Genomic DNA, 9,762 nt, shown 5'->3' on the forward strand with positions numbered 1-9,762 from the left:
TTTCCAAGCCCTTGGGTATCCCCTTGCGATTCAACCTAAATTCATCCCGCTCTAGGCGATGTTTTGGGGTGTTTCTTGCGGACAGCAAAAAGCCGTTGATCCTTGTTGAGGATCAGCGGCTTAAGTGTTGGATGCGGGGGCAGGATTTGAACCTGCGGCCTTCAGGTTATGAGTTTGGCTCCCCGTCTGCGCTGATCTCTGTCGGAATGTCACAATCTGCCATAAAGCCAGGAAATCCGCGCGTTTCAGGACATGGATAGACCGCTGGATTGCTCCAATCCGGGCTAGCTTTCGCCATCTTCTGCTTCCACCGTGCTTCCACGACCCCCATGGAAGCAGGCGGTTCCCATGCCCAAACTGACCAAGCGGATTATCGACAGCGCGGAGCCGAAAGACACCGATTATTTCATCTGGGATGAGGAAATCCCCGGCTTCGGGCTTCGCGTCATGCGCACGGGCAAGAAGTCGTATGTGATCCAATATCGGGCCGGTGGACGGACGCGGCGCTACAGCTTTTCCCAGCATGGCGTGATGACAGCAGACGAAGCCCGCAAGCAGGCCCGTGAATTACTGGTGTCCGTCCAGAAGGGGGAGAACCCATCGGAGGAAGCCCGCACACAGCGGCTTGCCCCGACCATGGCGATCTTGTGCGAACGGTTCATGGATGAGCATGTCCAGCATCGCTGCAAACCCAGCACCCAAGGCGAATATCGCCGCGCTGTGGAACTGTTCATCAAACCCGAAATCGGATCGCACAAGGTGCAGGACGTGACCAGGGCCGATATCGCCCGCCTGCACCACAAGGCCCGCGACACGCCCTATCAGGCCAACCGCACCTTGGGCGTTCTATCCAAGCTGTTCAATCTGGCGGAAGTCTGGAACCTGCGCCCCGATGGTTCCAACCCCTGCCGGCATGTGAAGAAATACCGGGAGGAGAAGCGGGAACGCTTCCTGTCCGCCGATGAACTGAACCGGTTGAGCAAGGCCCTGAACGATGCCGAACGGGACGGGAGCGAGGGGGTGCATTTCATCGCCGCCATCCGGCTGCTGATCCTGACTGGTTGCCGGCTGGGGGAAATCCAGACCTTGAAATGGTCCTACATACAGCCCGGATATCTGGCTCTGCCCGACAGCAAGACGGGGGCGAAGAAGGTCTATCTGGGGGAAGCGGCCATGGAGGTGCTGGAAGCTGTCCCCCGACTGCCCGGCAACCCCTATGTGATCTGCGGGGCCGTCGAAGGGCAGCACCTGCAAGACCTGCAAAAGCCATGGCGTCGATTGCGGCAACGGGCGGGTCTGGCCGACCTGCGCATCCACGACCTACGCCATTCTTTTGCATCGGCAGCCGTGGGCATAGGGGAAAGCCTGCCTATGATCGGGAAGTTGCTGGGACATAGTCAGGTGCAGACAACAGCGCGCTATGCCCACTTGGCCGATGATCCCCTACGTGCATCGTCGGAACGGGTATCGGCCTTGCTCGCCGCCCGTATGAAGGGACCGCCAGCGGGTTGAGGCCCGCCCTGCGTTCCGCATGTATGTAGGGAAGCAGGCGCGTTCATACGTACATACGGGATGGTGCCAGCACCCGGCCCTGGCGCAACCCTATATAGCTATATAGCTGCATCCCTATATAGCCGGGCCTCCCCTCCACCGCACCAGTCACCCCTATATAGGTTTGACACATGACCGGTATGGATCATCTGGCGACATGGAAGCAGGCGGTTCCGTTGCAGGAAGCCTACATACGTTTCGCGCCGAAGGAACTGGCGGAACGTTGGCAGGCTCTGAGACAAGAGACATCCGTCCTTACGGTTCTGGAGCGGTTGAATGGCGTAGTAAAAAGCGAAAAATTTCAGACGATGGATTCCGAAAATCGGTGGGATGCGCTTGCAGCCGCATTGCCAACAGCCATCGGTCCAAACAGCGCCTTCCAGAACCTTACCCAACAACTTCAAGCCCGGTGCGTCCAACTGATCCGGGACGGCCATCTTGTTGCCGTTGGTTATGCTATGCCCCGTGTCGCCACCGACAAACCGGCACCCGTTCCCGATGACATGTGGTCGCATCTGGTGAACTGGGGCAAAGGCACTGTTAGCGGCAATGGGTTGAGGATGGAGGCCGTCCGGCTGGCCCATGTTAAAACCGTGGTCGCAACGCCAGCACAGCTGACAGCACCGCTGAAATTGGCAGCGGAAGCCGCGTCACCAGGACGGCCTTCGCGTGAACCTGAAGTTATCGCCGCATTCGAGAAACTGCGGGCTGCTGGGAAGATCGACGGCAGTCGTCCGCGTGCGAGACACTACGATTTGATCCGGAAGACAATCGACCCGAGCTATAGTGAAAGGACACCGGGCCTGAGCAAGAACAGCATGCAACGCATCCTGAAGACTCACTTCGACGGACTGGACAACGACCCAAAACTCAAAAAGCCCTGACCATTTTGAGTTGTTTTTTGGGTTTTCGACATACGCCAGAGTTCCCCCATCGCAACGCCGAACGGGAGAACGACATGGACAGCGTAACCACCCCCACCCAAGACAAAGACCACCTCGACCGCCTGATCGGCGAAATCGAAGCCGCATCCTTCATCGGCTATACCGTCCGCGCCTTGCAGAACTGGCGGGTGCGCGGTGGCGGGCCCCGCTTTGTGAAGGTGTCCGCCCGGTCCATCCGCTATCGCCGCCGCGACCTGATCGCCTGGGCTGAAGCGCTGCTGGTTTCCAGCACCTCTGACATGTCAAAGGCCGCCTGACCCGCCATCGGCACGCACAATCCTGAGTTTTCGCCGTGCGGGGCTGGCCGCACCGCACGGTGTTTTGGGGCCGGAAGGCTCAAAAAGAGGAAAGGGGGCGGGGATCATCCGCCCCCTTTTCCATATCGCCCAACCTCTCCCCCTGCCCCGCCCGCCACGGGCACCAAGGTTGCCAGAGGGGCCGAACGCCCCCCCCCGGCCCCAAAACAAAAGCGGCCACGGGCCCGCAGGGCCAAACCCAAAGCCAGCCCGCGACAGCGGGCACCAAACCGATAACAAGGCCTGCCATTGGGCCAAGAGGGGGGTCCTTGTAGCACCCCCCTCTAGAACCGCAGAGATGAAGGCACCGACCCATGAGCCTGAAACCCTTCTATTGGAATTTCGACGGTCTGGACGTCACCTTTCAGGGCCGCATCCCCCAAGCCATGGTGGATCGGCTGGAGGAAGCCAAGGCCGAAGCCATCACCACCAAGGCCGCCGTCCTGCTGGAATGGCAGGATGAACCGATGCATGTGGGCGAAAGCGGGGCCAAGGGCGGCTATGCCTTCCGCTGCGACACCGGCCCCACTGGCATGACATGGTTTTTCAGCCGTAATCAGGAACCCGAGAACTGGAATATCCGCGTCTCCGCCAAATCCAACGCCCTGGCATCCATGGGGCTGGGCGGTGTGCGGGCAGAAATGTACCGGTTCTTGTACGCCATCGGGGCCGACGTACTGAAAGCGTCCATCTCCCGCGTGGATTACTGCCTGGATTTCCTAGCATCGGACATTGAAGCGGCGACGGGGGAAACCTTCATCCTGAACCCAACCGCCTTTGTCATGCATTCCCACACTAGCCGCGCCGATCATGACGATGATGGCGGCATGTCCATGCATGGCGTCTCGGGCCGCTACACCTCTGTCACCTGCGGAAAGATGCCGGGCCGCCAAGTGATCCTATACGAGAAATCACGGGAGGTGCGGCAGAAGCAGAAGCGCGAATGGTGGGCGCATTGGAACGCCGCCCGCACCCGCCAAAACCTGCCCCCGCTATCCGGGGATGAAACCATCTGGCGGCTGGAATTGCGGGCCGGCAAAGCGCACCTGAAAGATCGCTGGGGTATCCGCACATGGGCGGACCTGGATAGCAAGCTGGGCGACCTCTACGTCCGGGCACTGGCGGATATCCGCTATACGATCCCCAGCCTGTCCGACAGCGAGCGGCACCGCTGGCCGGATCATCCGTTGTGGGTGGCTGTGCGGCACACGGTCGCCAGCGATTTGCACGAAATGATGACGGGGGCGGAGCCGGGCGTGGTGAAGATCGTGAAGCGGGAACAGGCCTTGCAAACAGTGACGGCACATATACAGGGCATGACCGCGACATATTCCATCGCCGCCGAACTGGAACCGGATGACGCCGACGCAATTGCAGCAGACGTGGCGGCCATGGTCCGCACCTATATCCGCATCAACCGCGACCGGTTCGAGGCCAGCCGGGAAAGAGCGGCCAAACGCTACTTGTTCCTTGAAAATCCACAAGCTGACCCGGCATCGCCGACAGCGGCGTGACCCGAAATGATCCCATCCCCACCGAATCAGTTCCATCTAGAGGCGAATTCCCCTAATTCTGATCCATCTGGTTCGATGGGGATGGATAATGATCCGAGGCGGTCTGTTCACGCGGGATTTCCTGGCCGAAGGCATTCTGGAAACCGACGCCTGGAAGGCGCTGGACAATGACGCGGTCGCCGCCGTCGAGAAGACACTGCGGGAACTGTTTACCGGTATCCAGGCGAAGAAGCAGCCTACGGAGGCCGACACCGAAAAGCATCTGATCTGGCCGACGCTCGAAACGCTTGGATGGACCGGACGCCTCATCTGGCCTCAACCAAACCTGTCCGCCAAGGGCCGCAGCGACGTACCCGACGCCTTGCTGTTCTCGGACGAGGCTGCGGAACGGACAGCCGCAGGCCTAGGACCCCCTCAAGGGTTCCAACATGGCGCCTGCATCGTGGAGGCCAAGCGCTGGGGTCGCCTGCTAGACCGTGAAGGCGGGGCCAGGGACACCGGCGTCCCCTCCTCACAGATGCTGCGCTATCTGCGCCGGGTCGAAGACCTGGGGCAAGGCAAACTGCGTTGGGGGGTGCTGACCAATGGCGGACAGTGGCGGCTCTATTTCCAGGGTGCGGTGTCGGTTGCAGAGGATTTCTTTGAAATCGACCTGGCCGCCGTGCTGGGCTTCCGTGACCTTGACCTTGTGGACCGCCAATCCCTCGCCATCGCTGATCCTGAACAGGCCCGCGCCCATGCCCTGCGCCTGTTCATCCTGTTCTTTGGGCGCGCTGCTTTCCAACCGGTGGAGGCCGGACGCACCTTCCATAATCTGGCCTTGGAACAGGGCCGGTTCTGGGAAGAACGGGTGGCCCGCAACCTGTCTAAGACGGTCTTTGACGAGGTGTTCCCCCAACTGGTCAATGCGCTGGCCAAGGCGGACAAGGAACGGCCCGAAACGGGATTGGATGTGCCCTATCTGGACGCCCTGCGCCATGACGCCCTAATCCTGCTCTATCGCCTGTTGTTCGTGCTGTATGCGGAAGACCGCAACCTGCTACCCGATGAAAGCGGCCCCTATGCAGAGGTGGCGTTGACGCGGTTGCGGCTGACCATTGCCGAACGGCGGCAATCGGGCCGCCCCTATCCGACCGCGACGCGCGAAATCTGGGGACGGCTGGAAGATATTTTTACCGCCATTGCCAAGGGCGACGATGAACTGGGCATTCCGCCTTACAATGGCGGCCTGTTCGCCGCCGACCGCGCCCCCATCCTGGGTCGCGCTCGCCTGTCCGATGCCGTGATGGCCGACGTGCTGTTCCGCCTGTCGCATCTGCATATTGGGGAGGAACGGCCCAAATACATCAATTACCGCGACCTGTCGGTGCAACAGTTAGGTTCCGTCTATGAGGGGCTGTTGGAACATGGCCTGCGTGTCGCCGATGATGGCAGCGTCGTCATTGACGCCGACCCCACGGCCCGCAAGGATAGCGGTTCCTACTACACGCCCGAAGATTTGGTGACCCTGGTCATTCACCGGACGGTTGGCCCCCTGGTCAAGGATCGGCGCGACCGTTTCACGGAACTCGCAGTTGCGTTGAAATCCGACAAGGCATTGGTCGCCGACCGTCTGTCGCGCTTGGCCGTCGCCGACCCCGCCAGCGCCATGCTGGACCTGAAAATCTGCGACCCCGCCATGGGATCTGGCCATTTCCTGGTGACCCTGGTCGATTGGCTGGCGGATGAGGTGCTGGCCGCCATGGATGAGGCCACGGCACAGGTGGACTGGGCTGCCTATACCTCACCGTTGGCGGCCCGCATCGCCGGCATCCGCCAGGAAATCGCCGATAATGCCGACCGCCATGGCTGGCCCCTGAAACAGGACCAGTTGGACGACCGCCATATCGTCCGCCGCATGATCCTGAAGCGGGTGGTGCATGGGGTGGATAAGAACCGCATGGCCGTGGAACTGGCCAAGGTGTCGCTGTGGCTGCACAGCTTTACGGTCGGGGCACCCCTGTCCTTCCTGGATCACCATCTACGCTGGGGCGACAGCGTGGTGGGGGCCTGGACACTGCCCGTATTGAAACTGGTGCAGGATCGCGGTGCCCTGTTCCGACCCGGCCTGATGCAACAGGTGGAACGCGCCGCCGAAGGCATGAAGCGGGTAGAAGAAAGCAATGACAGCGACCTGTCGGAAGTGGCGGCATCCGAACGCGCCTTTGACAGTGTGGAACAGGATACCGCCCCCGTCGTCGCCTTTTTCTCACTGCTGACGGCGGAACGGATGCTCGGTGTGCTCGACGGGGTGCCAGCCAAGGAACCTGCCCCCATCCCCATGCTGCGCAAGGCGGGCAAGGCAGAGAAGGTCATCGACAAGGCCCGCACAGACCATCGCGCTTGGGATCGTGCCATCGCCTGGAAATCAGCCCTCAGCGGGGCGTTCGGCGACCCGGTGGATTTAGCCAGCGGCAAGGCTGAACTAGCATCGGCAAAACTGCGCAAGGCATGGCCTGACCTTCCCCCCTATCCGCCGGAGCAAGCCGGGGAGGAACCGGCTTTGCGAGCCGGCGACCGTCATCGCCTGATCGCCGACCATTTGCTGCGACAGGCCCGCGACCTAGCGGCCCGACATCAGTTTCTGCATTGGGAAATCGCCTTCCCCAATATCTGGCGCAACCTGACCAGTAACACACCAGATGGCGGTTTCGATGCCATCATCGGTAATCCGCCATTCGTGAGGTCTGATCTCCTGTCTGAGATAAAGCCAAACCTCTCCCCCAACCGAAGTGGAATCTATAATGAAAGAGATTTCGGCTATAGCGCATATGATAGCCAAGCTGATCTTTTCGTGTATTTTTTTGAACAAGCCATTCGTTTACTTAAGAAAGGGGGCTATTTGGGATTTGTAACTGCAAATAAATGGTTCAAGGCAACATACGCCGAGAACATAAGAGATATATTTCACACTAGGACCCGACTATCATTTATCGCGAATTTTGGTCATGCCAAGAGGTTTTTCAAGAACACAGACGCTTTTCCTTCGATCACTATCGCTCAGAAAATGAGAGATGCCGAATTAAATCATGAAGTAGATATTAGTGTAATTCCCAGAGATCAAATTCCGGAGAAAGGCTTAGGTCAAGCCGTTATTTCGCATACATTTACCACACCACAATCATCATTAGGTCGCGACCTGTGGATACTTGAGCCACCAAAAACCATGCGGTTGTTTGACAAGATCATAAGAAACTCCATAAGGCTCGATGACTTCTGCGGAAACTCTCCCTTATCTGGTATAAAGACCGGATATAACGACGCGTACCTCATTGGAAAAGAAAGCTACGAAGACATAATAAGTAGAAATCCTGCTTATGAAGGAATAATTCTTCCTTATTTGGGAGGCGCGCATATCCACAGATGGGCTGACAAGCCTTCTGGTGAGTATATTATTACCCTAAAGTCCAGCAGCAACTATGCATGGCCGTGGGCAGGCTGCAATTCCGAAGCCGACGCCGAACGCCTGTTTCAATCCCACATGCCCGAACTGTACGCCATTATGAAAAAGCATGAGAAGAAACTTCGGTCGCGTGAAGACAAGGGAAGATTTTGGTGGGAACTGCGGTCAAGTGACTCTTATCAGATATTCACAGGAGATTATATTTGCTTCCAAGACATCGCCTATCATTCCAGATTTTCACTGATATCAAAAAAAGTCCCTGAAATGACCGCCTTCTGCATACCATCAAGCAGCAGGGTACTTTTATCAATACTGAATTCCCCAATCTCTTGGCTTCTATTGACCGCTGTCACAGTGCATGCCAAAGATGAAGCCCTTAGGCTTAAGAAGGATAAATTGGAGCAATTTCCAATTCCTCTAAATTTCACCTCAATTATTGATCAAGGAGCAGAACAGAAGGTGAGTCAATGCATCAATTCCACCAACATATTGAGAAAATATAACGAAATAATTGTAAGCTGGCTTCATCACGAGTTCGGCGTAGAGAAGCCCGGCCGCGCTCTTGAAGCGCCTCATGAACTGGACGAAGATGGTTTCGTTCAATCCGTAAAGTCTGCCCTGCCGAAGAAGCGCCGACTATCGGCGGCGGATGTTGGGGAATTGCAGCGCGAATACCGAGAGACGGTGCGGCCCGCGCGGGAAGCAGCGGCGGAACTGCTGCGACTGGAGCAGCGTCTGTCTGACATGGTGAATGCCGCCTATGGGCTGACGCCGGAGGAGGTGCAGTTGATGTGGGAAACAGCGCCCCCGCGCATGCCCCTTGACCCGGCGCAGGAGCTGCTGCGCCTAAGGAATGCTGGCCCGGTATAGGCATTGCTGAACATCCGACAGACCATACTTATCCTGCCAAAGGCAATGACAGCAGCATGAGCGATCCCTTCACCATCCGCATCTATGTGCCCGATGGCGACCCGGAAGGTGTCCGAATCATTGACCGGATGAACTGGACCGGGCTGGGCATCGTGTTCCCGCGCGGCAAATGGCCGGAGGTTCGGCAACGGTGGGAGCAGTTGCGCGGGGCGGGCGTCTATATTCTGGTCGGCTATGGCAACCAGGATGATGATCTGCCCACGCTCTACATCGGTCAGGCCGATGGTGTGCGCAACCGGATTGAAACCCATTACCAGAAGAAGGATTTCTGGGATTGGGGCGTAGTCTTCGTGTCCAACAGCGGCGGCCTGAACCGTGCCCATGTCACCTGGCTGGAACACGCCCTGGTCAAACGGGCGAACGAGGCGAAGCGCTGCTATCTCGACAATGGTAACGCCCCGCAGGAACCGGCATTGAGCGAAGCGGAAAAGGCCGACACCCGCGCCTTTCTGAAGGAAGTACTGCAAATCCTGCCGCTGGTCGGCCTACGGGCCTTTGAGATACCGAAAGCTGTAGCGGAACCAAGGGCCACCGACCCCGCCTTGCTGCCGCAAGGCAGCAGGTCCAAGCCTGACACCATCATCGTGCCGGCACAGAAGGACGGCTTCGAAAAGGTCTTCCTGGGCGAGGATTGTTGGTACGCTGTCAGAATTTCCGGTGGGATGCTGGAGAACATCAAATATGTCGCCGGCTATCAGACCCATCCGGTTTCGGCCATAACGCACTATGCACCGGTTTCCCGGATTGAACCCTATGGAGAGGAAGGAAAGTTCAAGCTGGTATTTTCCGGCAAAGCAAAACCCATTGCTCCCATTCCCTACGGCGACGCTCCGTCAGGCGCGATGCAAAGCCCCCGCTACACGACGTTCGCCAAGCTTCAGACCGGAAAGAAACTCTCCGAGTTGCTGACCAGATGAAAAAGTGACCAAGCGTCATGCCCCACGCGCTTCCACTGTGCTTCCGCGCTCTTTCCGCTTCGGCACCGCGGACAGCAAAAAGCCCCGTAACCTATTGAGGTTACGGGGCTTAATTGGATGCGGGGGCAGGATTTGAACCTGCGGCCTTCAGGTTATGAGCCTGACGAG

General features: G+C 58.4%; 6 protein-coding genes. All 6 read left to right on the plus strand.

Annotated features, from left to right (window positions below; all coding sequences use genetic code 11):
- Positions 1-348 precede the first annotated feature (348 nt).
- The 6 genes from ACODSP_RS27825 (at position 349) to ACODSP_RS27850 (ending at position 9,594) form a co-directional block, all read left to right on the plus strand.
- Positions 349-1,512, plus strand: coding sequence for a site-specific integrase (locus ACODSP_RS27825; RefSeq protein ID WP_488968757.1), 1,164 nt, complete (start codon positions 349-351; stop codon positions 1,510-1,512).
- Positions 1,513-1,682: 170 nt separating this feature from the next.
- Complete coding sequence (locus ACODSP_RS27830) at positions 1,683-2,435, plus strand: hypothetical protein (RefSeq protein WP_488968758.1); 753 nt, start codon at positions 1,683-1,685, stop codon at positions 2,433-2,435.
- A gap of 74 nt (positions 2,436-2,509) precedes the next feature.
- A complete protein-coding gene (locus ACODSP_RS27835) occupies positions 2,510-2,752 on the plus strand; it encodes a helix-turn-helix transcriptional regulator (protein WP_488968759.1) in 243 nt (80 codons plus the stop codon).
- Positions 2,753-3,105: 353 nt separating this feature from the next.
- On the plus strand, positions 3,106-4,305 hold the full coding sequence (locus ACODSP_RS27840; protein WP_488968760.1) for a hypothetical protein: 1,200 nt from the start codon (positions 3,106-3,108) through the stop codon (positions 4,303-4,305).
- An 88-nt stretch (positions 4,306-4,393) separates the two neighbouring features.
- Positions 4,394-8,617, plus strand: coding sequence for an Eco57I restriction-modification methylase domain-containing protein (locus ACODSP_RS27845; RefSeq protein WP_488968761.1), 4,224 nt, complete (start codon positions 4,394-4,396; stop codon positions 8,615-8,617).
- Positions 8,618-8,673: 56 nt separating this feature from the next.
- A complete protein-coding gene (locus tag ACODSP_RS27850; protein WP_488968762.1) occupies positions 8,674-9,594 on the plus strand; it encodes a GIY-YIG nuclease family protein in 921 nt (306 codons plus the stop codon).
- Positions 9,595-9,762 lie beyond the last annotated feature (168 nt).

It is taken from the genome of Niveispirillum sp. FG156, assembly GCF_057809555.1.